Genomic DNA, 2,257 nt, shown 5'->3' with positions numbered 1-2,257 from the left:
GAGCGCTGGTTCGAGCCCATGGAGCCTGCCGCCGTGGAACTGCCCATCTGGCCGCGCCTGCTGCTGGGCCTGGCGGGCGTGGCGACCGGCTCAAAGGCGCGCGCCCGTGGTTCGTCGAGGCGCACCAGTTCCGCATCGACACCGCCGGCGGCATCGGCCGCCCGACGCCCGAAGGCGCGCACCGCGACGGCGTGGACCTGGTGGCCGTCTTCATGCTGGCCCGCCATGGCATCAAGGGGGGTGAGTCGCGCGTCTTCGAGGCCGACGGTCCGCGCGGCCAGCGCTTCACGATGATGGAGCCCTGGACGCTGCTGCTGCTCGACGACGAGCGCGTGATCCACGAGACCACCCCCATCCAGCCGATGGAGCCCACCCATCCGGGCCACCGCGATACCCTGGTGGTGACCCTGCGCGCCGACGCCTTCATGGGCCGTTGAGCCACCCACTCCCTTCTTTTTGCTAGCCCGCCGGCGCCCGGTGCCCTGCATCGCGCGCCGGCTTTCGTTCGTCCGCGAAAAGCCGCGCATCGCCGATGGCACCTGGCTTCGCGGAGGGTGGCGCGCCCGACGCCAAACCAATCGACGCCGCGATTTGCTGGAATACCTACTCAAATTAACTAGCAAACATTAGTAGTTTCTCAACGCGTCAATAACATATTCAGGCACCCCACCCATTCGGGTGATTGGCCTCAACAAAATCAGCAGAATCAAGGCAGCAGAATCCCTTGAATTGATCAATCGATGATCGGTTCAGCCGCCGCCGAAAGACATTGACGAATCGACATCCGGAGCCTTCTCTCGCTTCCTAAACTGACCTGGCGAATTGAGATTTTCGCCGTGACCCAGCAGTCCGCCGGGCCAGTTTCCAGGGAGTTTCCATGCGGTCGATCAATCACCACTGGCTGCGGCCAATACTGGCCTTTGGCATCGGCGGCGCCATTCAAATGGGCGCCCTGGCGGAAACCCCGCCGGATTGCACGACCACCATCGATGCCCAAACGCTGGTTACGCTGAGCGCCGCCGTCGACAGCGCCTTGTGCCGGGATACCCGCACCGCCACGGCCTGGGTTTCCATCAAGGCGCAGAAAATCCAGCTGGCCGCAGCCAAGGCGGCTTATCTCCCGACGGTCAATGCCTCGCTGACGGCGCAAAGCAATACCAGCCAGAACGCCCAGTCGCCGGGCGGCAACCAGCGCGTCACCGGCTACAGCAGTTATCTCGGTCTGAGCTGGCGACTCTTCGACTTCGGCGAGCGCGCCGCCCGCGAGGAAATGGCCGAACGCCTGCTGACCGCGGCCACGAGCACCTACGACGACGCCGTGCGCCGGACCGTCTCCGACACCATCCAGGCCTATTTCTCCGCCCTGCAGGCGAGCGCCACGCTGGGCGCGCGCCAGCAGTCGGTGGCGCTGGCGCAGCGCACCCGTGACGCCGCCCGCGACCGGGAGCAGAAGGGCGCCGCCAGTCGCGCCGACACCCTGCAGGCCGAGGCCTCGCTGGCCCGCGCACGCTTGAACCTGCAGCGCGCCAAGGCGGAGCTGGACAAGGCCACCGCGGTGCTGGTCCAGACCATGGGCGTGCCGGCCGGCACGGCGCTGCGCCTCCCGGACAAGAGCCCGACCCCGTCGCGCGCCGATTTGCCCGACCTGGGCCAGCTGCTGGATGAGGCCAGGGCCCACCACCCGGCCATCCTCGCCGCCCGCTATCAGCGCGACGCGAGCCAGGCCGGCGTCGCCGCCGCCCGGGCGGCCGGGCGCCCCACCATCGACTTCACCGCGGCCAACTACCGCAATGGTTATCCGAACCAGAGCGTCCAGGCCTCGCGCTCGAGCACCTTCACCGTCGGCGCCACGATCACGATTCCGCTGTTCGATGGTGATTCCCGTCGCAACAAGATCCAGGAAGCCCAGGCGCAGGCGGAGAAATCCGAACTGCAGGTGACGGACACCGAAAACCGCGTCCTGCTGGAGCTGGTCAAGACCCACGCGGAATTGGCGGCCTCGCTGGACAACATCGACGCCGCGAATCAATTGCTCCAGGCCGCGCAATCGGCCATGGATTCCGCGACGAATCGATATGAACGCGGCGTCTCGGACATCCTGGAACTGATTTCCGCCCAAGGCACCCTGGTCGACGCGCTCGATGCACGAGCCCAGTGCGAATACCAGTGGAACGCGGCCCGGCTGAAATTGATGTCGGACCTCGGCGAAATGAATAGAGACAGCATCGCCGCGCTCGACGGCCCGCTGCCCACCCCC

The 2,257-nt window shown here is 66.6% G+C and carries 1 protein-coding gene and 1 pseudogene; both read left to right on the top strand.

Annotated features, from left to right (window positions below; all coding sequences use genetic code 11):
• Window positions 1-437: pseudogene (locus FUT87_RS25270) on the top strand (2OG-Fe dioxygenase family protein); the annotation flags it as partial.
• A gap of 440 nt (window positions 438-877) precedes the next feature.
• On the top strand, window positions 878-2,257 hold a 1,380-nt coding region (locus FUT87_RS25265; RefSeq protein WP_147242781.1), incomplete at its 3' end, for a TolC family protein.

The organism is Mitsuaria sp. TWR114 (genome assembly GCF_007997345.1).
This window is presented reverse-complemented; position numbering and strand designations above follow the sequence as displayed.